The sequence below is a fragment of the Streptomyces sp. P13-3-3 genome, from assembly GCF_050571355.1.
In the GTDB taxonomy this organism is placed as follows: domain Bacteria; phylum Actinomycetota; class Actinomycetes; order Streptomycetales; family Streptomycetaceae; genus Streptomyces; species Streptomyces althioticus.
The window spans coordinates 1,019,115-1,040,356 of record NZ_CP192228.1 but is presented as its reverse complement, the minus strand read 5'-3'; the positions used below and the strand labels follow the sequence as shown (position 1 = coordinate 1,040,356).

Sequence of the window (21,242 nt, the reverse complement as noted above, 5' to 3'; positions counted from 1 at the left end):
GCGAGCACCCCTTCGGACCCTGTACACTTTTTCTCGGCCGGTCGGGGAAGTCACTGACCTCCCGGAACCAGGCCGTGGTGGGTGTAGCTCAGATGGTAGAGCACCTGGTTGTGGTCCAGGATGTCGCGGGTTCAAGTCCCGTCACTCACCCTCACCGCAGAAGCCGGTGACCTCGACGAGGTCACCGGCTTCTGGCGTTTCCGGCCGGGGGCGCGGGCGGCGGCCCGCGCCCCTGGACCAGGGTGTCCCCGGCCGGACAGACCGGCTCAGGACGACGCGCGCTCCACCAGCTCCGTCGCCAGCACCATCTGACGCCGCTCCAGCTCCCGCGTCGCGGACGGGCGGCGGTCGGCGACCTCGCGGAGCAGCAGGTCGGTCATCGCCCGGCCCATCTCCTCTATCGGCTGGCGCACGCTGGTCAGCGGCGGCTCCATGTGGCGGGCGATCGCGGAGTCGTCGTACCCGACCAGTGCGACGTCGTCCGGGATGCGGCGGCCCGCCTCGCGCAGCACCTGGCGGGCGCCGGCCGCCGTGACGTCGGAGGCGGCGAACACCGCGTCCAGGTCCGGGCGGCGCTCCAGCAGGGCCTCCATGGCGCGGCGGCCGCCGCCCTCGGAGAAGTCGCCCGGCTCGATGAGCAGCTCGTCCACCTGGTGACCCGCCTCGCGCAGCGCGTCCCGGTAGCCGTCGACGCGGCGCTGGGCGCCGTAGACGTCCAGCCGGCCGGTGATGTGCGCGACGGTGCGCCGGCCCCGGGAGACGAGGTGCTCGACGGCCTGCCGGGCGCCGCCGTAGTTGTCGGAGTCCACCGAGGTGAGCGTCTCGTCCGCGGAGCGGGGACCGCTGATCACGGCCGGGATCTCCAGCTGGGACAGCATGTCGGGCAGCGGGTCGTCGGCGTGCACCGAGACCAGCAGCACGCCGTCCACGCGGTGCGCCGCCAGGTACTGGGCGAGCCGCTGCCGCTCCCGGTCGCTGCCCGCGAAGATCAGCAGCAGCTGCATCTCGGTGTCGGACAGCGCGGCGCCGACGCCGCGGAGCATGTCGGAGAAGTAGGGCTCGGTGAAGAACCGGGTCTCCGGCTCGGGCACCACGAGCGCTATCGCGTCGGTGCGGTTGGCCGCCAGCGCGCGGGCCGCGGTGTTGGGGACGTAACCCAGCTCGGCGACGGCCGCCTCGACGGCGGCGCGTGTGGCCTCGCTCACCCGCGGGGAGCCGTTGATCACGCGCGACACGGTGCCGCGGCCCACTCCGGCGCGCGCTGCCACCTCTTCGAGGGTGGGGCGGCCACCGCTCCGGCCCCGCACTCCGTGGCTTGCCATCCGCCCCCGCCTTCCTTGTGTGTCACCCTGGCCTGGAATGTAACAGCCCCGGCAGTGACGGTGACCACCCGCGAGGGCGTCCGTGCGGACCCCGGCGTTCCGAAGGAGTGGGCCGCCGGGCCAAGTTAACGGGCAGATAACTGAACGCACTTTGCGGCGTCTGTTCCCTTGACACCCCCGCCCGGACCCGCGACTCTTCAACACATCACTTGTGGGAGCGCTCCCACAGTACCTGACACATACACAACCCGCACGTTCCCCGCCCGAGCCGCAACGCGCAGAATACGGGTCAACAACGCCGTTGGCCGGGGGGTCGGCACGTCAGGGCAACAGGAGGACGCAATGCGAGCACGTACCCTGCCCCTCACCAGGCAGCGGTCGGGCGGGGGGAAGCCCTTCGCCCGCAAGGCGCTGGCGGTCGCGGCCGTCGTGTCGCTGGGCACCGGGCTGCTGGCCGGCTGCGCCGACGACGGCGGTGACGACAGCTCCGGTGGTTCGTCGTCCGGCGAGGGCAAGACCACGATCACCCTGGGCCTGTTCGGCACCATGGGCTTCAAGGAGGCCGGCCTCTACGCCGAGTACGAGAAGCTCAACCCGGACATCAAGATCCAGGAGAACGTGGTCGAGCGGAACGAGAACTACTACCCCGCTCTCGTCAACCACCTGACCACCAACAGCGGGCTGATGGACGTGCAGGCCATCGAGGTCGCCAACATCGCCGAGGTCGTGGGCACCCAGGCGGACAAGTTCACGGACATGTCCAAGGTCGAGGGTGTGAAGAAGGACGGCTGGCTGCCCTGGAAGTGGGAGCAGGCCACCGCCAAGGGCGGCGAGACCATCGCGCTCGGCACGGACGTCGGCCCGATGGCCATCTGTTACCGCAAGGACCTCTTCGAGAAGGCCGGGCTGCCGAGCGACCGCGCGGAGGTCGGCAAGCTCTGGGCGGGCGACTGGAACAAGTTCATCGCCACCGGTGAGAAGTACAAGAAGGCGGCCGGCAAGGACACCTTCTTCATGGACTCCCCCGGCGGCCTGCTGAACGCGGTGCTCAGCAGTGAGAAGGAGAAGTTCTACGACGCCTCCGGCGAGGTCATCTACAAGACCAACCCCGCCGTGAAGGACGCGTTCGACCTGACCGCCGAGGCCGCCGAGAAGGGCCTGGTCCAGTCGCAGACGCAGTTCCAGCCGGCCTGGGACACCACCATCGCCAACAGCAAGTTCGCCACCGTCGCCTGCCCGCCGTGGATGCTCGGCTACATCAAGGGCAAGTCGAAGTCCGACGCGGCCGGCAAGTGGGACGTCGCCGTGGCCCCGAAGTCCGGCAACTGGGGCGGCTCCTTCCTGGGCGTGCCGAAGAGCGGCAAGAACGTCGAGGAGGCGCAGAAGCTGGTCGCGTGGCTGACCGCGCCCGAGCAGCAGGCGAAGCTGTTCAAGGTCCAGGGCTCCTTCCCGAGCGCCCCGGCCGCGTACGACAGCCCGGAGGTGACCGGCGCCACCAACGAGATGACCGGTGACGCGCCGATCGGTGAGATCTTCTCCGAGGCCGCCAAGCAGATCCCGGTCCAGGTGATCGGCCCGAAGGACCAGATCATCCAGCAGGGTCTGACCGACAACGGCGTCATCCTCGTGACGAAGGGCAAGTCGGCCAAGGAGGCCTGGGAGACGGCCACCAAGACCATCGACAACAACCTGGACCAGTGACCCGCATGGCCACCCGCTCCGACATCGCCGCGTCCCCCGTCAAGGGGGGCGCGGCCCCGGGCCGTACGCCCGGCAGCCGCTCCGCGGACAAGGAAGACCGGCGCAAGGCCAAGCTGTCGCGCCGCTGGCAGCGCGACGCGCGCTGGAGCCCGTACGCGTTCGTCGCCCCGTTCTTCGTGCTGTTCGCGGCCTTCGGCCTGTTCCCGCTGCTCTACACCGGGTGGGCCTCGCTGCACCAGGTGGAACTGACCGCGCCGACCGACATGGACTGGGTCGGTCTGAAGAACTACACCCGGATCTTCGACGACGACTTCTTCTGGAACGCGGCGCAGAACACCCTGACCATCGGCATCATCTCCACCGTTCCGCAGCTGATGATCGCCATGGGCATCGCCCACATCCTCAACTACAAGCTGAGGGCGTCCACGTTCTGGCGGGTCGCGATGCTCGCGCCGTACGCCACCTCGATCGCCGCCGCGACCCTGGTGTTCGTGCTGCTCTTCGGCCGTGACTACGGCATGATCAACTGGGCGCTCGACGCGGTGGGGATCGACCCGATCGGCTGGCAGGACGACAAGTGGCCCGGCCAGATAGCCGTCTCGACCATCATCATCTGGCGCTGGACCGGCTACAACGCGCTGATCTACCTGGCCGCGATGCAGGCGATCCCGCAGGACCTGTACGAGTCGGCGGCGCTGGACGGCGCCAACCGCTGGCGGCAGTTCCTGCACGTGACGCTGCCCTCGCTGCGTCCGACGATCCTGTTCACCGTGGTCGTCTCGACGATCGGCGCCAGCCAGGTCTTCGGCGAGCCGCTGCTGTTCGACCCCAACAAGGGCGCGTCGGGCGGCGCGGAGCACCAGTTCCAGACGCTCGGCCTGTACCTGTACGAGCAGGGCTGGGTCAACCAGCACCTGGGCCGTGCCTCGGCGATCGCCTGGACCATGTTCGCGATCCTGATCGTGATCGGCCTCATCAACCAGCTCATCTCGCGCCGGCTGCGCGCCAGCAGTTAAGGAGTGTGGCCGTGACGACGACTGTGACGCCCCCCGAGACACCGATCGTCAAGGAGCAGAAGCGCTCGCGCCTGCCGAAGTCGGCGCGGGCCGGCGGGACCCTGCACGGCGGACCGATCGCGTACGCGATCCTCGCCGTGTTCATGATCGTGTCGCTGTTCCCGCTGGTGTGGACCGCGATCGCCGCGTCCCGCGACAACCAGCGCCTGGCGGAGAACCCGCCGCCGTTCTGGTTCGGCTCCAACCTGTTCAAGAACCTGGAGATCGCCTGGAGCGACGCCAACCTCGGCAAGGCGTTCCTCAACACCACCATCGTGGCGGGCACCTCCGCCGTCACCATCGTGGTGCTGTCGACGATCGCCGGGTTCGCCTTCGCCAAGCTGCGCTTCAAGGGCCGCAACGCCCTGATGCTGGTGGTCATCGGCACGATGATGATCCCGCCGCAGCTCAGCATCATCCCGCTGTACATGATGGTCGCGAAGCTGGACTGGACCGACCAGCTCCAGGCGGTCATCTTCCCGTCGCTGGTGAGCGCGTTCGGCGTGTTCTTCATGCGGCAGTACCTGCTCCAGGCGCTGCCCGACGAGGTCATCGAGGCCGCGCGGGTGGACGGCGCGAGCAGCTGGCGCGTGGTGTGGCACGTGGTGTTCCCCGCCGCTCGGCCGGCCATGGCCGTGCTGGGCATGCTGATGTTCGTGCAGGCGTGGAACGACTTCCTGTGGCCGTTCCTGGTGCTGACGCAGACCGGCAACCCGACCGTGCAGGTCGCCGTCGCGGGTCTCGGCCGCGGGTACACCCCCGACCAGTCCCTGATCATGGCGGGTGCGCTGCTCGGCACGCTGCCCCTGCTGCTGGTCTTCGCGATCTTCGGCAAGCAGATCGTGGGCGGCATCATGCAGGGCGCGGTGAAGGGCTGACGCCCGCACCCGAATCCGGTGGGGCCGGGTCGCCGCCGTCTCGGCCCCCTTCCTTCTTCTCACGTATCCGTCGGTCTTCCACGACCCCTATGCGACCTCTATGGGAGCGCTTCCATGTCTGACTCCGCCACGCCGGCGACCCCGGTGACCTTTCCTCCGGCCTTCCTCTGGGGCGCCGCGACCTCCGCGTACCAGATCGAGGGGGCGGTGCGGGAGGACGGACGTACCCCTTCCATCTGGGACACCTTCAGTCACACGCCGGGAAAGACGGCGGGCGGCGACACCGGTGACGTCGCCGTCGACCACTACCACCGCTACCGCGACGACGTGGCGCTGATGGCCGACCTCAACCTCCAGGCGTACCGCTTCTCCGTCTCCTGGTCCCGGGTGCAGCCCACCGGCCGCGGCCCGGCCGTGCAGCGCGGTCTGGACTTCTACCGCCGGCTGGTCGACGAGCTGCTGGAGAAGGGCATCAAGCCGGCCGTCACCCTCTACCACTGGGACCTGCCGCAGGAGCTGGAGGACGCGGGCGGCTGGCCGGAGCGCGACACCGCCTACCGCTTCGCCGAGTACGCGCAGATCATGGGCGAGGCGCTCGGCGACCGCGTCGAGACGTGGATGACGCTCAACGAGCCCTGGTGCGCCGCCTTCCTCGGCTACGCCTCCGGCGTGCACGCCCCCGGCCGCACCGAACCGGCCGCCGCGCTCAAGGCCGCCCACCACCTCAACCTGGCGCACGGCCTCGGCACCAAGGCGCTGCGCTCGGTGATGCCGGCCCGCAACCAGATCTCCCTCAGCCTCAACACCTCCGTGGTGCGCCCGCTGAACCCCGACTCCCCCGCGGACCTGGTGGCGGCCCGCAAGATCGACGACCTGTCGGGCGGCATCTTCCACGGCCCGATCCTGCACGGCGCCTACCCGGAGACGCTGCTGGAGGCGACCTCCTCGGTGACCGACTGGTCGTGCATCGAGGACGGCGACCTGGACACCATCCACCAGCCGGTCGACGCGCTCGGCCTCAACTACTACACGCCGACCCTGGTGTCGGCCGCCGACCCCGACGACAAGGGCCCGCGCGCCGACGGTCACGGCGCCAGCGAGCACTCGCCGTGGCCCGCCGCCGACGACGTCGCGTTCCACCAGTCGCCGGGCGAGCAGACCGAGATGGGCTGGTCGGTCGACCCGACCGGTCTGCACGAGCTGATCATGCGCTACCACCGCGAGGCTCCCGGCCTGCCCCTCTACATCACGGAGAACGGCGCAGCCTACGACGACAAGCCGGACGCCGACGGCAAGGTCCACGACCCGGAGCGCGTGGCCTACCTGCACGGCCACCTCTCCGCGGTGCGCCGGGCCATCGACGACGGCGCCGAGGTGCGCGGCTACTTCCTGTGGTCGCTGCTGGACAACTTCGAGTGGGCGTACGGCTACGAGAAGCGCTTCGGCGCGGTGTACGTCGACTACGTCAGCCAGAAGCGGACGCCGAAGTCGAGCGCGCTGTGGTACGCGCGTGCGGCCAAGGCCGGTGAGCTTCCGGACCCCGAGGGCATCTGACCGGTCCTCGGAGTCCGGAGGGAACGGGGCGCGGGGCACGGGGGGCGGGGCGCGGTGATCCCCGGGGAGTGCCGCGCCCCGCTCGTGTGCGTCCGGGCCCTGCCACGCAGGCCCGCGGACCTGTCGCCGGACGCACGGGTGCCCCGGCCGGGTGGGGGGAGGTCCGGCCGGGGCACGCGTTCCCCGTTGTTCCAGGTGGCTCGGTGGCTCGATTGATCCAGCAGCTCGGTCGACCCGGCGGATCAGTCGACCCGGCGGATCAGTTGTAGGCCGCGAACGCCTTCGAGAAGGCGAACTTGTCCTGGAGGATGGAGCTGCAGGTGGCGTCGGCGGCCGGCTTCTCGCCCTCGGGGCACTGCTGGTCGCGGGTGCCGGACCACATCGACAGCCGGCCCAGGCCCTTGGCCTGGGCGAACTCGACGAGCTGGGTGGCGTCCTCGACCGTGAAGATCTCGGTGACGACGTCGTTCACGCCGATCATCGGGGTGACCGCGACCGTCTGCCACGCCTCGGCCTCGCCGAGCCCGAGGACCTCCTTGAGCTGCGCCTGAGTGGCGGTGGCGGCCTGCTCGGCATAAGTGCCCATGTCGTCGCTGTACGCCGGGCCGTAGTCCATCGCCATGATGTTGACGGTGTCGACGCGCACGCCGTTCTCCTTGGCGTCGGCGAGGAGGTTCACGCCGTCCTGGGTGAGCCCTTCCGGCATCACCGGGAGGGTGAAGGAGACGTCCAGGTCCGGGTGGGACTTCTGCAGGGCGGCGATCGCCTGCGCGCGGCGGGTGTTGGCCTCCGCGTTCGGCAGCGCGCCGCCCTCGACGTCGAAGTCGACCTTGGTCAGGCCGTAGGCGTCGACGACCTCGGTGTAGGCGGCGGTGAGCGCCTCCACCGAGCCGCAGGTGGTGCCGAGTTCGGAGCCGGCCGCGCCGCCGAAGGAGACGCGGACGTCGCCGCCGGCCTCGCGCAGCGCGCCTATCTGCGCGGCCACCGGGTTGTCGCCGAGGCCGCCGGTGCCGCCCCACCTGGGGGTGCAGCCGCCGCCGTCGGTGACGAACGCGAGGGTGTACTCCTTCACGCCGGTCGCCTCGGCGCTCGCCGACAGGTCGAACGCCGGGCTGAGGGAGGTGTCGACGTACGGGGCGAAGCCCGCGCCGGCCGCCTTGGTGGAGCCGTCGGCCGTCTCGTCCGTGGCCAGTGCGGTGTTGGTGAACAGGAACGCTCCGCCTGCGGCGACGGCCGCGGCCGCCACCGCGCCGATCGTCTTGTTCCTGCCGCTGATCCTGCGCCGGTGCGTGTTCATCGCGTGCCTGCCTTCGTTGCCGTTCGTGGGGGGAGGGTGCGGCAGCACGCTAGTGATCCGGAACCGGACAACTCTCCTGATCCGGACGGCGGCAGGGAACCTTAGGGTCCGCTTAAGGGAGGGATCGGGAGCGGTTAAAGGACAGGGCGCCGCGGCCCGCCCTGCGGCGGCGGACGCTCCCCCGGTGACCGCGCCGACGCGGCGACCGGTCGCGGCCGTCGAGCTGGATCCAGATGCGCACCTCGGTCCCGCCGAGCACCGACCGGCCGATCCGCACGTCGCCGCCGGTGGACTCGGCGAGGCGGCGCACGATGTCCAGGCCGAGCCCGGTGGAGCCGTCGGTGCCGGAGCCCCGGCCGCGTGCCATCGCCGCCTCGGGGTCGGCTATGCCGGGGCCCGCGTCGGAGACGAGCACGATCACCGCGTCCTCGCCGTTGTGCACGTCGACCGCGAAGGCGGTGCCCTCGGGGGTGTGCCGGAAGACGTTGCCGAGCAGGGCGTCGAGACCCGCGGCCAGGTCGGCGCGGGCCACGGGGATGCGCACCGGCCGGTCCGCCCCGGCGACGCGCCACTTGCGGCCCTCGTCCTCGGCGAGCGCCGACCAGAACCCCATCCGTTCGCGCACCACCTCGGCCGCGTCGCACCCCGCGCCGGGTCCGGCGGCGGCCGTCTGCGGCTTGGCGTCGCGGGCAGTGCGGATGATGGTGTCGACCTCGCGCTCCAGCTGCTCCACGGCGGCGCGGGTCTGCTCGGCGGCGGGACCGTCGCCCAGGGAGGCGGCGTTGAGCCGCAGCACGGTGAGCGGGGTGCGCAGCCGGTGGGACAGGTCGGCGGCCAGCTCCCGCTCGTTGGCAAGGAGCTGGACGACCTGGTCGGCCATGGAGTTGAACGCCACGGCGGCCAGGCGCAGTTCGGTGGGTCCCTCCTCGGGCACGCGGGCGCCGAGCTTGCCCTCGCCCAGTTCGTGCGCCCCCTCGACCAGCCGCTGGGCGGGGCGCACCATGCGCACGCCCAGCCGGTCGGCGACCGCGACCGAGCCGACGACCAGGGCGGCGCCGACGGCCGCGAGGACCGCCCAGGCCGTGCCGACGCCGTTGGTGACCGCCGACTCCGGGACGAACACCTCGACGACGGCGATCTCGCCGGAGCTGAGCGCGACCGGCTGGAGCAGCGCCGAGCCGCCGGGCACGGTGGAGGTGGAGGCGCGGCCCAGCTTCCGCACGGCGGCGACGTCCTCGTCGGAGGCCCGCCGCCGCCCTATGTCCAGGGGCTGTTCACCACCGGCGGACGGAAGGTGCACGGCCATGGCGGTGCCCGAGCCGGCCGAGGCGACGACCCGCTCCAGCTGGGCGCGGTCGGTGGTGATGGACAGGGCGGGGGCGACGGCCGCCGCCTCCCGCTCGGCGCCGGCGAAGGCACGGTCGCGGGCCATCTCGCGGATGACCAGGCCGAGCGGGACGGCGAAGGCCACCACGACCATCGCGGTCACCGCCAGCGACACCTTCACCAGGGCCCATCTCATCGCGGCGGCTCCGCTCCGGGCGCGTGCACGGGTCCGGCCGCGTCGGCCGGGGGCTCCAGCTTCACGCCGACGCCCCGCAGGGTGTGCAGGTAGCGGGGGCGGGCGGCGGTCTCGCCCAGCTTCCGGCGCAACCAGGACAGATGGACGTCGATGGTCTGGTCGTCGCCGTAGGACTGCTGCCACACCTCGGCGAGCAGCTCGCGCCGGGGCACGACCACGCCGGGCCGTCCGGCGAGGAAGGCGAGGAGGTCGAACTCGCGTCGGGTCAGGTCCAGTCGGGCGCCGTCCAGCTCGGCCTGGCGGCGCAGCGGGTCTACGGTGAGGCCGCCGACCCGGATCACCGGGGAGGGCGCGGCCTCGCCGCCTCCGGCGCGGGCGCGGCGGAGCACGGCGGCCATCCGGGCGGAGAGGTGCTCCACCGAGAACGGCTTGGTCAGATAGTCGTCCGCGCCGGCGTTGAGCAGCCGCACGATCTCCGTCTCGTCGTCGCGGGCGGTGGCGACGATGACCGGGACGTCGGTGATGCCGCGGAGCATCTTCAGGGCCTCGGAGCCGTCGAGATCCGGCAGTCCGAGGTCCAGGACGACCACGTCGAAGCGGAAATGGGCGACCTCGCGCAGCGCCTCCAGCGCGGTCCCGACGCTGCGCACGGTGTGCGAGGCGTCGGTCAACTGCCGTATCAGCGCCGAGCGTACGAACTGGTCGTCCTCGACCACGAGAACACTTGCCATGGGCGGCACCGTACGCCATGCCGGGCGGGGGCGGCCGGGGCCTGTGGACAACTCCGGACGAGCTTCCCGAAGGCCTGTGGACGGCCGGTCCGGGCCGTCCGGGGGCACGACACGGATGGGGCGCGTGGGGCACTATGGGCCGACGATGCGCAGAGGACTCCTACACGTACTGGCCTGGCTGCTCGCCACGGGCGCGGCGGTCACGCTGTCGTGGTGGGGCGTCAGCACGGTGATGGAGGGCACGGCCTACGACCCGCCGCGCGCCCTGCCGATCCCGGCGGGCGAGGAGAAGGCGCGGGCGGTGTCGTCGTCCACGCACCGCCCGTCCCCCGGACCCTCCACGGACGAGGACGCCGGCCGGACCGGGACGTCCCGCGAGCCGTCGGCGCCTGTGGCCACCGACTCCGCCCCGCCGGACCCGACGCCCTCGCGCACCGCCTCCCCGTCCGAGCCGCCGCCGGCGTCGGAGACGGCCGCCGCCGGCGAGGTCAAGAGCTACGACACCCGGGGCGGCCGGGCGGTGTTCGACGTCGGGGAGGCGTCCGCGTCGCTCGTGTCGGCGACGCCGGGGGCCGGCTGGTCGATGCAGGTGTGGAAGACGGAGACGTGGATCCGGGTGGAGTTCGCCTCGGGCGCGGACCGGGTGACGGTGTTCTGCACCTGGCACGACGGTCCGCCGCGGGTGGAGGTCGCCACGTACTGACGCCGAACCGGGCGCGTTCAGCGGAACGCGTCGGCGGGCGGCGCCGGGGACGCGACCGCCTCGACGTCGGTGACGGGTGCTGCGCCGCCGGTGAAGTCGGTGAGCTCCCGGCCGTGCAGGACCCGGCCGGAGTGCGGGTCGGAGGCGGCCCTGCGGGTCAGTTCGGCGAGCGGCAGCGGCGCGTCGGAGGCGACCAGGACCGCGTTGCCGAACCGCTTGCCGCGCAGTACGGCCGGGTCGGCGATCAGCGCGAGTTCCGCGAACCGGGCGGCGGCGGTGGCGATCTGGCCGCGCAGATGCGCGAGCGGCGGCCCGTCGGCGAGGTTGGCGGTGTAGACGCCGCCGGGGGCGAGCGCCCTGCGGACCCCGTCGAGGAACTCGGTGGAGGTCAGATGGGCCGGGGTGCGGGCGCCGCCGAAGACGTCGGCGACGACGAGGCCGGCCCAGCCGTCGGGCACCTTGGCGAGCCCTTCGCGGGCGTCCGCCGTGCGCACCCGGATCCGCGCCCGTGGGTCGAGGGGCAGCTCCCGCCGGACGAGCTGGACCAGTGCCCCGTCACGCTCGACGACCTGCTGGGTGGAGCGGGGGCGGGTGGCGGCGACGTACCGGGCGAGGGTGAGGGCGCCGCCGCCGAGGTGCACGGCCCGCAGGGGCTTTCCGGGCGGGGCGGCGAGGTCGACGACGTGTCCGAAGCGGCGCTGGTACTCGAAGGACAGGCGGGAGGGGTCGTCGAGGTCGACGTGCGACTGGGGGGCGTCGTCGATCAGCAGCGTCCAGGCACGTGACCGGTCGCGGTCCGGGACGAGCCGGGCGGTCCCTCCGTCGACCTGCTCGGTGACGGCCTCGACGGCCGCCTGTCCCCGTCCGCTGTTCGTGCCCCGTGCCATGCGGCCATTGTCCCAGGCGGCGCGTCCGCACCCCGCCGAGGCCCGCTGCCCGGCCCGCACATCAGCTGCAGCTGTCCGCCGCGTCGATCATCCGCTGGGCCTGTCCCAGTGCCTCGCGCAGCACCGCGGGGTCGGTCGCCAGGTCGGCCTCGCCGGGCGGCACCAGCCAGTCGGACCCCTCAGCCGGGCGGTCGGGCGTCAGGCAGATGCCGCGGCCGTCGGTCTCCGTACAGACGCTGCCGGGGACGTCCCAGGCGGCCGCGGTGCCGGGCGGCACCAGGAAACCGAGGGTGTCGCACCCGCCGTCGTGCAGCACCGGACCCACCGCGTCCCCGGCTCCGCGCCGCAGGATGTCCACCGCCTCCAGGCCCTGCCGGGCCGGGACGGTGACCACGTCACAGTCCGGGCCGGAGGGTTCGAGAGGGTCGTTCTTCCGGCTGGTCGTCATCATCCCGGCCTCCACCACACGGATCACGCTCGGACGAGGGGTCGGGAGTCGGGGGGCTCCCGGTCCACAGAGTCCAACGAGCCTCGCCGTCAAGGGCTACGCCGGAAGTCCGCCGCAAAGGATGGCACTTCATGGCAGATCACGGATGACATATCCGGTATGTAGTCAAACTCAGCGTACCCAGCTCGTCACAGCAGGTACGTTCATGCCCGCCGGAAACAGGGTGGCACTCGGACAAGCCACCCCGTTTCCGGCATGGTTCGACGGTTCGCAGAGAGGACCCGGCCATGGCGTCGTCAACGGTGCCCCCGTCCCAGCCAGCCCGGCCGCAACGGCCGAATCTCGTCTTCCGGCAACTGCGCGGATCGCGCTCGCCGGCCGAGTTCGCCGCGGCGGTACGGCGGGCCGCCCGCGAGATCGGCGAGCGGGTCAGCTGTGACGCGCGGTACGTGCACCGCGTGGAGGCAGGCGAGATCCGCTGCCCCAACTACGCCTACGAACGGGTGTTCCTGCACATGTTCCCCGGCCGCACGCTGACCGACCTGGGCTTCGCGCCCCGCTCGTCGGTCCGCGGACGCCGGACCCGGGCCGCCGGGGACCGGCCCGCGGCCCTTCCCGAGAACCCGGCGAACGCCACGAGTGAGACCAGCGGGGCGTCCGAGCCGTATGAGACGCACAACAGGTACGACCCGTACGACGAGTTCGACCCGCACGACCACGAGGAGAGCGACGTGCTGCGTCGCGCATTCATGACCGGCGGTGGCGCCACGGTGGCCGCCGCCCTGAGCCCGTACGGGCTCGCCCCGGAGGCTTCGGCGGCACAGCGCCCCGTGCGCCGTGCGGGGACGTCGGACGCGTGCGCCCTGGAGGAGGCCGTACGCCGGATCCGGGTGCTCGACGACCGCCACGGGGCGGACGGGCTCTACCGCCGTGCGGCCGCCCCGCTGCGGGCCGCGTACGAACTGCTGGAGGCCGGGACGACCCGGCAGCGGACGGCGGACCGGCTGTACGCGGGCGCCGGGGAGCTGGCCATCTCGGTGGGCTGGCTGGCGCACGACTCGGGCCGCTTCGACGACGCGCGCTCGCACTACGCGGAGGCGCTGGCGACCGCCCGGGTGACGGGCGACGCGGCGCTGGAGGCGCACGCGTTCTGCAACACGGCGTTCCTCGCCCGGGACGCGGGCCGCCCCCGGGAGGCGGTGCGGGCGGCGCAGGCGGCGCAGCGGGCGGCGCGGCCGCTGGGCTCGCCCCGGCTGATGTCGCTGCTGGCGCTGCGCGAGGCGGGCGGCTGGGCCGGGCTCGCCGACCGCACGGGGTGCGAGCAGGCGCTGGTCCGGGCCCAGGCGTACTTCGACCGCGGGCCCGCGGAGGCGGACCCCGAGTGGATGACCTTCTACGGGGAGGCGGAGCTGGAGGGCCTGAAGGCGCAGTGCTGGTCCACGCTGGGCGACTGGACGCGCGCGGCGCGGCACGCCCGGCGGGCGGCTGAGCTCCAGGACCCGCACTTCACCCGCAACATCGCGCTGTACACGGCGGAGCTGGCCGACGACCTGGCCCGCGGCGGACATCCCGACGAGGCCGCGCAGGCGGGGATGCGGGCCCTGGACCTGCTGGGCGAGGTCCAGTCGTCCCGCGTCCGCTCGATGCTGTCCGGCACCTCGCGCGTGCTGCTGCCGCACCGCCGTACGCCCGGCGTCTCGGAGTTCCTGGACCGCCACGCCTCGCTGCCGCGCATGGTGTGACGTCACGGACCGCGGGGCCCCGCCGGCGCAGGGGGAACGCCGGCGGGGCCCCGCGGTGTCCGGGCCGGGTCACGCGCTCTTGGCGGCGCGGCCCAGGCGGAGGGCGGAGACGAGGAAGAACACGCCGCCGAGGAAGGCGTAGCCCGCCAGGGTCTTCAGGGAGGCGTCGGCGCCGCCCGCCTGCGCGGCGAAGGACACACCGGCGAGGGTGGAGATGCCGCCGCTCGCGATCATCGCCCACTGCCCGCCCATGCGGCGCCGGGCGACGCCCACCACGAGCTGGACCAGTCCGGCGGTGACGGCCCAGGCGCCCCAGACCCGCAGCACCGCCGGGATGCCGGAGGTCGCGGCGACGGCGAGGCCGACGGCGGTGGCGGCGCTGAGCGCGATGTTCAGGTACAGGTGCCGGGCGGGACCCCCGTCCGCGGCGGCGGAGCGTACGTCGACGACGGCACAGGCGACGTCGAAGAGCGGATAGATCACCAGGAGCGTCGCGCTGAGCGGGCCGAGGGTGTCGGCCGTGGCGAACAGCAGGGCGGCCCAGACGGCGGCGAAGGCGAAGCGCACGAAGTAGAGCCGGCGCAGGGCCGCGGGAGCGGCGGTGGGCGCGGGGGCCGGGGCGGTGGTGACGAGGGTGTCCATGGGAGTGCCTCTCGACGGGCGAAGCTGTGAGGGAGAACGTTCGGTCTCCTTTGATTGAAGACCCCTCACGGCCATACGTCAAGACCGAACGTTCTCCCTCACGCTTTGGTACGCTCGCAGCCATGAACCGGGGCACACGAAGCGGCAAGCCGTCCGAGGCGCGGACCAGGCTGCTCGGAACAGCGACGAAGATCTTCTACGCCGAGGGGATCCACTCCGTGGGCGTCGACCGGATCATCGAGGAGGCCCAGGTCACCCGGGCCACGCTGTACCGGCACTTCACCGGCAAGGAGGAGCTGGTCCTCGCCTACCTCGACCAGGCGGACCAGGGCATACGGGCGCAGATCACCGGCGCGCTGTCACCGGACGCCTCGCCGGAGGACGACGTACGGGCGGCGGCGCGGGCCATCGCCGACGGCATCCGCTCCCCCGGCTTCCGCGGCTGCGCGTTCCTCAACGCGGTGGCGGAGTACCCCGACCCCGACCACCCGGTGCACCGGACCGTGCTGGCGCACCGGCAGTGGTTCCTGGAGACCGTCACCGGGCTGCTCGGCCGCGCGGGGCTCGAGCCCGCCGACGCGGCGGGACGGCACTTCGTGATGCTCAGGGACGGCGCGATGGCGGCCGGCTGCCTCTTCGACCCCGAACTGGTCTGCGAGACCTTCCTGAGCGGCGTCGAGTCGTTGCTCACCACGGGCGCCCCCGTGCCGCGCGGCTGACGCGCGCGAGGAGACGCGGCCGGCGCCCGCGCGGAGATACGCGTCACGCGCGCGTGGGCGCACCGTCTTCGCGCGCGCCTGCGCACCGTCTTCGCGCGCGCCTGCGCACCGTCTTCGCGCGCGTGCGCGCACCGTCAGGGGACGAGGTGCCCCACGTCGTTCCAGCTCTCCAGGGCCGGCTCTCCGTACGCCCACCCCAGGACCGACAGGGACGTGGGGTTGAGGCGGATGCGGGCCGCGAAGTCCAGCGGCAGGCCCAGCCAGCGGGCGCCGATCGAGCGCAGGATGTGGCCGTGGGCGAAGACGAGCACGTCACGGTCGGCGGAGCGCGCCCAGGCGACCACCTCGTCCGCGCGGGCCGTCACCTCCGCGAGCGTCTCGCCCTCCGGGACGCCGTCGCGCCAGATGAGCCAGCCCGGCCGCACCGCCTGGATCTCCGCCGGGGTCATGCCCTCGTAGGCGCCGTAGTCCCACTCCAGGAGCTCGTCCCAGTGCCGGGCGCGGTCGCCGAAGCCGGCCAGTTCACAGGTCTCCCGCGCGCGGGACAGCGGGCTGGTGCGCACCTCGACGTCCGGCAGCCCGTCGTACGGCTGCCGGTGCAGGCGCTCGCCGAGCAGCTTCGCCCCCTGGCGGCCCTCCTCCAGCAACGGCACGTCGGTCCTGCCGGTGTGCTTGCCGGACAGCGACCACGCGGTCTGTCCGTGCCGGGCCAGCAGGATGCGCGGAGCCATGGGGAACCTTCCGGGAAAACACAGGCGGGACCCGTCCATCATCGCTCACCCTGGTCGGGGGCAACCCGGGGGGCGATCTCCGCGTCTTCCCGGTTCCGGGAGCGTGTACGCGGGAAGACGCGCACACACCGTAGAGTGGCTGGCCGCCGACCAGGACAGCACGAGGACGAAGGGGGAGCGATCGGATGCCGCACACCGAGACACCGGGCACCGAGGCGGTCCCGGCGACCCGGATGCGCTGGTGGACGGAGCTGCCGCTCATCCTCCTCGTGTACGCCTGCTACTCCGCGGGACGCCTCGTCGTCCGCGGTGACGTCTCCGACGCCGTCGACCACGGCCTGGCGCTGCTGCGGATCGAGAAGGCGCTGTACCTCAACGCCGAGCACCCGCTGAACCGCCTGTTCACCCGCGAACCGTGGATCGGCATACCCGCCGACTTCTGGTACGCCTCCCTGCACTACCTGGTCACCCCGGCGCTCCTGGTGTGGCTGTTCCGCTCCCGGGCGGTGCGCTACCGGGCGGCCAGGACCTGGCTGATGACGTCGACGTTCATCGGCCTGATCGGTTTCACCCTGCTGCCCACCTGCCCGCCCCGGCTGCTCGACCCGAGCCACGGCTTCGTCGACACGATGGCCTACTACAGCTCGTGGGGCTGGTGGGGCGGCGAGGCGAGCGCACCGCGCGGCCTCGGCGGCATGACCAACCAGTACGCGGCGATGCCCAGCCTGCACGTGGGATGGGCGCTGTGGTGCGGCGTGATCCTCTGGAAGTACGGGCGCGGGCGCTGGGCCAGGACGGCCGCGGTCGTCTACCCGCTGGTCACCACGCTCGTGGTGATGGGCACCGCCAACCACTACTTCCTCGACGCGCTCGCCGGCGCCGCCGTGATGGGCGCGGGCTATCTGCTGGCCCCGTACGTGACGCGGTACGCGGACGTCGTCAAGGCCCGCTTCCGGATCGGTGCGACGGCCGTCCCGGCGGTCTCGTCCGGCACGGATGCCGCGATTGTCAGTGACGGATGCCAGACTTCCGCGGGTGAGCGAATTCCACGGCAGCGGCAGCCCGAGTCGCGGTACGGAGCCGAACCGGGTGCCACCCCCACGGACGCCGGAGAAGAGGCTCGGGCACCGGCTCGCTGAGCTGCGCGGTCCCGAGGTGAAGCCCAGGGCGCTGGACGCCCGTGCCCTGGCCGCCCTCGCCGCCAACCCGGGCTGCAGACGGCGCGCGATCCTCGACGGCGCCGGGGTGGACAAGGGGAAGCTGGCGAGCGCGCTGGGCTCGCCGTCGGTCTTCGGCCAGTCGCAGTTCGCGTTCGTCCGGGGCAACGCCTTCGAGGCGAAGGTCAAGGCCGACGGCGGCACGGAGCTGCTGCGCCTCGCCGCCGAGAAGCTGGACCGTACGGCCGAGCCGCCCGTGGGCGCTCGCCTGCCGGACCTGGGCGCCCAGGACTCCGAGGGCCGCACGCGGCGCACGGAGGAGGCACTGCGCGAGGCCGCCGCCGAGCGGGGCGCATGGACGCTCCTCGACCACCCGATGCTCGCCCTCGACGTGGCGGGCTCCCCCGCGTTCCTGGAGCCGGACGCGGTGGTGGTGCACCCGGACGGCACCTGGACGGTCGTCGAGATCAAGTCGTTCCCCATGCTCGACGGGGCCGCCGACCCGGCGAAGGTCGGCGCGGCCGCCCGCCAGGCCGCGGTGTACGTGCTGGCGCTGGAGCGGGTCGCCGAGCGGCTCGACCCGGCGCCCCGGGTGCGTCACCGTGTGCTGCTGGTGTGTCCGAAGGACTTCTCCAACCTGCCCACCGCCTCCGCCGTGGACGTGCGCAAGCAGCGCGCGGTGACCTCGCGCCAGCTGGCCCGGCTCACCCGCATCGAGGAGATCGCCGGGACGCTGCCCGACGGCGTGTGCTTCGCCCCGGAGCTGCCGCCCGAGCAGCTCGAGTGGTCCGTGGAGTCCGTCCCGGCGACGTACGCGCCCGAGTGCCTGTCCGCCTGCGAGCTGGCCTTCCACTGCCGTGACCGCTCCCGCGCGGCCGGCGCCGTGACCTCCCTGGGCCGGCCGGTGCGGGCGGAGCTGGGCGGTCTGACCACGGTGGAGGACGTGCTGGCGGCGGCCCGCGGCGAGGCGGGCGACCCCGACGACCCTGCCGTGGCCGCGCTGCGCCGGGCCGCCGCCCTGCGCGCGGAGGCGCTCGCGTCGGCCGCCGAGGCGGCGCGGGAGGTGGCCGGGTGTCGCTGATCTCCACCCTCGCCCGGCTCGAGGCGGTCGACACCGGCCGCGCGCAGCCCGCCGCGACCGTCCGGCACCGGCATCTGTCCGAGCGGCCGCTGGTGTTCGTGCCGCTCATCACCGCCGGTGAGGCGGGCGCCCCGCTCGGCGCGCTGGTGGGCACCGACCGGGACGCGCCGCGGCTGCTTGTGGTGCCGCAGCCGCGCGACCGCGACCTGCGGTTCGCGTTCCTCGCCGAGCTGGCGGACGTCGTCCTGCCGTACGTGGACGGGTTCGCGGACGCCGTGGAGGCGGCCGAGCGCTCGGAGACCGACCCGGAGACGGGCAAACGGGTCAAGGTCGAGGTCGAGCTGTGCGCGGACGCGCCGCAGATGATCGTGCCGAGCCGGGCCGGCGTCGACCTCGTGCGCCTGCTCGGCCGGTCGATGAGGTTCCGGCGCACCGCGGAGCAGGACCCGGAGACCCCGTTCCCGGCGCCGCCCAGGGTGCCGCTGCTCGGCCGGTGGCTGACGCACTTCGGGGAGCGGGCCCGGGTGCCCGGGTCCTGTCTGCTGCTCGCGGTGACGGACGTGCTGGGACGGCACTGGGCGACCGGCCAGTCCACGCTGGAGGACCAGCACCTGGGGGCGTTGCTCGCCTGGATCGACCCGCCCGAGGGCCGCTCCGGGGCGGAGGCCGCCGAGGAGGCGGAGCTGAAGCGGGACGACGACGGCCAGCTGATCTGCCCGCCCGCGGGTCCGGCCACCGACCCGGCGTTCGACAACAAGCTGCTCGCCCCGGCCATCGAGCGCTACGACCGCGCGCGGACGGCGCTCGCCGCCGCCGAGGACGGCGTGGAGGCCGACGACCGGCTGGGCGCGCTGACCGCCGCCGAGCGGGAGATCCGCGCCCTGGTGGAGAGCCGCACGCGGCCCACCTGGGACGCGGTGTGGCGGGGCCTGGACCTGCTGCGGGAGCTGCCGGAGGGCGCCCGCGTGGAGGACCGCTGGACGCGCGACCGCTGGTCGTTCACGAGCCACCGGGACCGGGTGGCGGCCGGGGAGCCGCCGCAGCCGCGCCGCGACGACGCGGTGACGGCGGCGAACAAGCTGGCGGCCCGCGAGCGGGAGCAGGCGCGTCTGGAGGCGCAGGAGGCGCTCGACGACCCGCTGGTGATGGCGGCCCGGCGGCTGTCCGGTGAGGCGTTCGCCGGGGAGGTCGTCGACGTGGTGATGGCGTACAGCGAGAGCAAGCGGCCGAGCCCGCGCCCGCTGGTCACGGTCCGCACGGACGACCGGCCGCACCTGGGCGAGCGGGTGAAGGCGTACCGCTCGCTGGGCGGGAAGCCGCAGACGGCGGAGTTCGTGGAGTACGCGGCGGGGCCCGAGGACGGCCTGCTGGTGCTGCGGATCATGGACAAGATGGGGCGGGGCAAGGAGCCGGAGCCCGGTTCGGTGCCGGAGAAGGGCGACCGGCTGTGCTTCACGCTCTTCGAGCACGAGCCGCGCGGCGGCGCCAAGCTGCCCGACCCGGAGGAGACGCCGTGGACCCACGGCGGGCCGCCCGGTGAGGAGCCCGCCCCCGAGCCCGCCGACCCGGTGACCGAGGAGGACGTGCTGTGACCGCCCCCGTCGAGGAGACGGTGTTCGACCCCGGTTCCGCGGCCGCCCGCGCCACGGACGCGATCCTCCACGACACGCTCCACGGCCCCGCGCGTGGTGTCGTCGTCGACTCCCCGCCCGGCGCCGGCAAGTCCACGCTGGTGGTGCGCGCGGCGCTGGAGCTGGCGGAGGCGGGCCGCCCGCTGATGGTGGTCGCGCAGACCAACGCGCAGGTGGACGACCTGGTGCTGCGCCTCGCCGAGAAGAACCCCGACCTGCCGGTGGGCCGCTTGCACAGCAGCGACTCCGACCCGTACGACAAGGCGCTGGACGGCCTGGAGCAGGTGCGCACGTCGGCGAAGGCGGCGGACCTCGCCGGGCTGCCGGTGGTGTTGTCGACGGCGGCGAAGTGGGCGCACGTGAAGAACGTGGAGCCGTGGCGGCACGCGATCGTCGACGAGGCGTACCAGATGCGCTCGGACGCGCTGCTCGCGGTGGCCGGGCTGTTCGAGCGGGCGCTGTTCGTGGGCGACCCGGGTCAGCTGGACCCGTTCTCCATCGTGGGCGCCGAGCAGTGGGCGGGGCTGTCGTACGACCCGTCGGGCTCGGCCGTGACGACGCTGCTCGCGCACAACCCCGACCTGCCGCAGCACCGGCTTCCGGTGTCCTGGCGGCTGCCCGCCTCGGCGGCGCCGCTGGTGTCGGACGCGTTCTACCCGTTCACGCCGTTCCGCAGCGGCACGGACCATGGCGACCGCGCCCTGACCCTGGCCGTCCCGTCGGACGGATCGGGCCCGGACCGGGTGATCGACGAGGCCGCCGAGTCCGGCTGGGGACTGCTGGAGCTGCCCGCCCGCCACACCCCGCGCACCGACCCGGAGGCGGTGGGGGCGGTCGCGCAGGTGGTTCGCCGGCTGCTGGATCGAGGCGGCGCGGCGGTCTCCGAGCGCTCCCCCGACCCGACGCCGCTCACCGCGGACCGCGTCGCGGTCGGCACGGCCCACCGCGACCAGGCGGCGGCGATCCGTGCGGCGCTGGCGGACCTGGGTGTGACGGACGTGACCGTGGACACGGCGAACCGGCTCCAGGGCCGGGAGTACGACGTGACGGTCGTCCTCCACCCGCTGTCCGGCCGCCCCGACGCGACGGCGTTCCACCTGGAGACGGGCCGCCTCTGCGTCCTCGCCTCCCGCCACCGCCACGCGTGCATCGTGGTCTGCCGCGAGGGCGTGACGGACCTCCTGGACGACTACCCGTCCACGGAACCGGTCCAGCTGGGGACGCTGGTGAAGTTCCCGGACGGCTGGGAGGCGAACCACGCGGTGCTGTCGCATCTGGCGGAGCACAGGGTGCGGTGGCAGCCGTAGGGAGCGGCTTCCGGCGACAGAAGTGGGGGTCCCCGTAGACCGTCGGCCGACGACGGAGCGAGGTGTTCCGCGGGTGAGCCGGCCTGTCCCTGACCGGGGAATAACCGGGGACCACCCCCTGTTCCCCCACCGCA

The 21,242-nt window shown here is 73.2% G+C and carries 19 protein-coding genes and 1 tRNA gene; 12 read left to right on the top strand and 8 right to left on the bottom strand.

Features of this window, described 5'->3' with window-relative positions; translation table 11 throughout:
• Positions 1-77 precede the first annotated feature (77 nt).
• Positions 78-150: transfer RNA gene (locus ACQZOG_RS04790), tRNA-His, on the top strand.
• 116 nt (positions 151-266) lie between these two features.
• Here ACQZOG_RS04790 and ACQZOG_RS04785 read toward each other — a convergent pair.
• Positions 267-1,322 carry a LacI family DNA-binding transcriptional regulator gene (locus ACQZOG_RS04785; protein ID WP_033274721.1) on the bottom strand — a complete coding sequence of 352 codons (1,056 nt, stop codon included), beginning with the start codon at positions 1,320-1,322 and terminating at the stop codon, positions 267-269.
• 342 nt (positions 1,323-1,664) lie between these two features.
• Here ACQZOG_RS04785 and ACQZOG_RS04780 point away from each other — a divergent pair, with 342 nt between their 5' ends.
• From ACQZOG_RS04780 to ACQZOG_RS04765, 4 genes are all read left to right on the top strand, one after another.
• Positions 1,665-3,023, top strand: coding sequence for an ABC transporter substrate-binding protein (locus ACQZOG_RS04780; RefSeq protein ID WP_033274722.1), 1,359 nt, complete (start codon positions 1,665-1,667; stop codon positions 3,021-3,023).
• Positions 3,024-3,028: 5 nt separating this feature from the next.
• Complete coding sequence (locus tag ACQZOG_RS04775) at positions 3,029-4,039, top strand: carbohydrate ABC transporter permease (RefSeq protein ID WP_058916217.1); 1,011 nt, start codon at positions 3,029-3,031, stop codon at positions 4,037-4,039.
• An 11-nt stretch (positions 4,040-4,050) separates the two neighbouring features.
• Positions 4,051-4,956, top strand: a complete 906-nt coding sequence (locus ACQZOG_RS04770; protein ID WP_033274724.1) for a carbohydrate ABC transporter permease — start codon at positions 4,051-4,053, stop codon at positions 4,954-4,956.
• A 114-nt stretch (positions 4,957-5,070) separates the two neighbouring features.
• Complete coding sequence (locus ACQZOG_RS04765) at positions 5,071-6,510, top strand: GH1 family beta-glucosidase (protein ID WP_037639718.1); 1,440 nt, start codon at positions 5,071-5,073, stop codon at positions 6,508-6,510.
• A 259-nt stretch (positions 6,511-6,769) separates the two neighbouring features.
• Here the strand turns inward: ACQZOG_RS04765 and ACQZOG_RS04760 are convergent, their stop codons facing one another.
• The 3 genes from ACQZOG_RS04760 to ACQZOG_RS04750 all read right to left on the bottom strand — a co-directional run bounded on the left by ACQZOG_RS04760 (position 6,770) and on the right by ACQZOG_RS04750 (position 10,060).
• Positions 6,770-7,807: a chitinase gene (locus tag ACQZOG_RS04760; protein ID WP_033274726.1), complete on the bottom strand. Its 1,038-nt coding sequence runs from the start codon at positions 7,805-7,807 to the stop codon at positions 6,770-6,772.
• Positions 7,808-7,919: 112 nt separating this feature from the next.
• Complete coding sequence (locus ACQZOG_RS04755) at positions 7,920-9,329, bottom strand: sensor histidine kinase (protein WP_430741305.1); 1,410 nt, start codon at positions 9,327-9,329, stop codon at positions 7,920-7,922.
• On the bottom strand, positions 9,326-10,060 hold the full coding sequence (locus ACQZOG_RS04750) for a response regulator transcription factor (protein WP_156703063.1): 735 nt from the start codon (positions 10,058-10,060) through the stop codon (positions 9,326-9,328). The genes ACQZOG_RS04755 and ACQZOG_RS04750 overlap by 4 nt, the downstream gene beginning before the upstream one ends.
• 145 nt (positions 10,061-10,205) lie before the next feature.
• Between ACQZOG_RS04750 and ACQZOG_RS04745 the strand changes: the two genes are divergently transcribed.
• Positions 10,206-10,763 (top strand): hypothetical protein, encoded by a 558-nt coding sequence (locus ACQZOG_RS04745; protein WP_033274729.1) that lies wholly within the window; start codon positions 10,206-10,208, stop codon positions 10,761-10,763.
• 17 nt (positions 10,764-10,780) lie between these two features.
• Here the strand turns inward: ACQZOG_RS04745 and ACQZOG_RS04740 are convergent, their stop codons facing one another.
• Positions 10,781-11,650 carry a spermidine synthase gene (locus ACQZOG_RS04740; protein WP_430741304.1) on the bottom strand — a complete coding sequence of 290 codons (870 nt, stop codon included), beginning with the start codon at positions 11,648-11,650 and terminating at the stop codon, positions 10,781-10,783.
• A gap of 61 nt (positions 11,651-11,711) precedes the next feature.
• Positions 11,712-12,101: a hypothetical protein gene (locus tag ACQZOG_RS04735; RefSeq protein ID WP_106963411.1), complete on the bottom strand. Its 390-nt coding sequence runs from the start codon at positions 12,099-12,101 to the stop codon at positions 11,712-11,714.
• A gap of 284 nt (positions 12,102-12,385) precedes the next feature.
• On the opposite strand from ACQZOG_RS04735, the gene ACQZOG_RS04730 reads away from it, so the two are divergent.
• Entirely contained in the window at positions 12,386-13,840 is a 1,455-nt protein-coding gene (locus tag ACQZOG_RS04730) for a hypothetical protein (RefSeq protein ID WP_430741303.1), read from the top strand.
• A 69-nt stretch (positions 13,841-13,909) separates the two neighbouring features.
• Here ACQZOG_RS04730 and ACQZOG_RS04725 read toward each other — a convergent pair whose 3' ends face one another.
• On the bottom strand, positions 13,910-14,482 hold the full coding sequence (locus ACQZOG_RS04725) for a hypothetical protein (RefSeq protein ID WP_033274732.1): 573 nt from the start codon (positions 14,480-14,482) through the stop codon (positions 13,910-13,912).
• A 122-nt stretch (positions 14,483-14,604) separates the two neighbouring features.
• On the opposite strand from ACQZOG_RS04725, the gene ACQZOG_RS04720 reads away from it, so the two are divergent.
• Positions 14,605-15,201, top strand: a complete 597-nt coding sequence (locus tag ACQZOG_RS04720; protein ID WP_058916220.1) for a TetR/AcrR family transcriptional regulator — start codon at positions 14,605-14,607, stop codon at positions 15,199-15,201.
• A 134-nt stretch (positions 15,202-15,335) separates the two neighbouring features.
• Here ACQZOG_RS04720 and ACQZOG_RS04715 read toward each other — a convergent pair whose 3' ends face one another.
• On the bottom strand, positions 15,336-15,932 hold the full coding sequence (locus ACQZOG_RS04715) for a histidine phosphatase family protein (protein ID WP_037639727.1): 597 nt from the start codon (positions 15,930-15,932) through the stop codon (positions 15,336-15,338).
• Between the two features lie 185 nt (positions 15,933-16,117).
• Between ACQZOG_RS04715 and ACQZOG_RS04710 the strand changes: the two genes are divergently transcribed.
• Genes ACQZOG_RS04710 through ACQZOG_RS04695 form a run of 4 tightly spaced genes read left to right on the top strand, consistent with a single transcriptional unit; the run spans position 16,118 to position 21,108 of the window.
• Positions 16,118-17,071 (top strand): phosphatase PAP2 family protein, encoded by a 954-nt coding sequence (locus ACQZOG_RS04710; protein WP_033274735.1) that lies wholly within the window; start codon positions 16,118-16,120, stop codon positions 17,069-17,071.
• Entirely contained in the window at positions 17,022-18,170 is a 1,149-nt protein-coding gene (locus ACQZOG_RS04705) for a hypothetical protein (protein ID WP_359519424.1), read from the top strand. The genes ACQZOG_RS04710 and ACQZOG_RS04705 overlap by 50 nt, the downstream gene beginning before the upstream one ends.
• Positions 18,161-19,762, top strand: coding sequence for a hypothetical protein (locus ACQZOG_RS04700; protein ID WP_430741302.1), 1,602 nt, complete (start codon positions 18,161-18,163; stop codon positions 19,760-19,762). Before ACQZOG_RS04705 ends, ACQZOG_RS04700 begins: the two co-directional genes overlap by 10 nt.
• On the top strand, positions 19,759-21,108 hold the full coding sequence (locus tag ACQZOG_RS04695; protein WP_193455304.1) for an AAA domain-containing protein: 1,350 nt from the start codon (positions 19,759-19,761) through the stop codon (positions 21,106-21,108). Before ACQZOG_RS04700 ends, ACQZOG_RS04695 begins: the two co-directional genes overlap by 4 nt.
• The last annotated feature ends 134 nt before the right edge of the window (positions 21,109-21,242 follow it).

Bases quoted from the DNA above. Each gene is read 5' to 3' on its own strand.
- ACQZOG_RS04785 (WP_033274721.1), bottom strand. From the start codon at position 1,322: ATGGCAAGCCACGGAGTGCGGGGCCGGAGCGGTGGCCGCCCCACCCTC.
- ACQZOG_RS04780 (WP_033274722.1), top strand. From the start codon at position 1,665: ATGCGAGCACGTACCCTGCCCCTCACCAGGCAGCGGTCGGGCGGGGGG.
- ACQZOG_RS04775 (WP_058916217.1), top strand. From the start codon at position 3,029: ATGGCCACCCGCTCCGACATCGCCGCGTCCCCCGTCAAGGGGGGCGCG.
- ACQZOG_RS04765 (WP_037639718.1), top strand. From the start codon at position 5,071: ATGTCTGACTCCGCCACGCCGGCGACCCCGGTGACCTTTCCTCCGGCC.
- ACQZOG_RS04760 (WP_033274726.1), bottom strand. From the start codon at position 7,807: ATGAACACGCACCGGCGCAGGATCAGCGGCAGGAACAAGACGATCGGC.
- ACQZOG_RS04755 (WP_430741305.1), bottom strand. From the start codon at position 9,329: ATGAGATGGGCCCTGGTGAAGGTGTCGCTGGCGGTGACCGCGATGGTC.
- ACQZOG_RS04750 (WP_156703063.1), bottom strand. From the start codon at position 10,060: ATGGCAAGTGTTCTCGTGGTCGAGGACGACCAGTTCGTACGCTCGGCG.
- ACQZOG_RS04745 (WP_033274729.1), top strand. From the start codon at position 10,206: ATGCGCAGAGGACTCCTACACGTACTGGCCTGGCTGCTCGCCACGGGC.
- ACQZOG_RS04740 (WP_430741304.1), bottom strand. From the start codon at position 11,650: ATGGCACGGGGCACGAACAGCGGACGGGGACAGGCGGCCGTCGAGGCC.
- ACQZOG_RS04735 (WP_106963411.1), bottom strand. From the start codon at position 12,101: ATGATGACGACCAGCCGGAAGAACGACCCTCTCGAACCCTCCGGCCCG.
- ACQZOG_RS04730 (WP_430741303.1), top strand. From the start codon at position 12,386: ATGGCGTCGTCAACGGTGCCCCCGTCCCAGCCAGCCCGGCCGCAACGG.
- ACQZOG_RS04725 (WP_033274732.1), bottom strand. From the start codon at position 14,482: ATGGACACCCTCGTCACCACCGCCCCGGCCCCCGCGCCCACCGCCGCT.
- ACQZOG_RS04720 (WP_058916220.1), top strand. From the start codon at position 14,605: ATGAACCGGGGCACACGAAGCGGCAAGCCGTCCGAGGCGCGGACCAGG.
- ACQZOG_RS04715 (WP_037639727.1), bottom strand. From the start codon at position 15,932: ATGGCTCCGCGCATCCTGCTGGCCCGGCACGGACAGACCGCGTGGTCG.
- ACQZOG_RS04710 (WP_033274735.1), top strand. From the start codon at position 16,118: ATGCCGCACACCGAGACACCGGGCACCGAGGCGGTCCCGGCGACCCGG.